A 230-nucleotide genomic window follows, 5' to 3' on the forward strand; every position below is an offset into this window, starting at 1 on the left:
TGGACACATTTCCGAAGAACGTGTTCAAGCCGCTCTTGTTGGTCTGCATCGCTATTCGCCCGAGGTTCGTTTTATGGGGTCATACCCGCGCGTTGACGGAATGAAAGCACATGTTCTGCGTGGAACCAGCGATGAGGATTTCCATGCGGGTCGCGCATGGGTGGCGTCAATTCTTCAGGGTGGAAATGGCGTTGACGTTCCGGATTACCCGGTTGTGCCGTCGTGGCCGT

Annotated in this window: 1 pseudogene; it reads left to right on the top strand. The window is 55.7% G+C overall.

Going from position 1 to position 230, the window contains the following annotated elements:
* Positions 1–230: pseudogene (locus tag QP415_RS13175) on the top strand (prephenate dehydratase); the annotation flags it as partial.

Origin of the sequence: Pauljensenia sp. UMB3104 (assembly GCF_030217285.1) — a bacterium.
In the GTDB taxonomy this organism is placed as follows: Bacteria; Actinomycetota; Actinomycetes; order Actinomycetales; family Actinomycetaceae; genus Pauljensenia.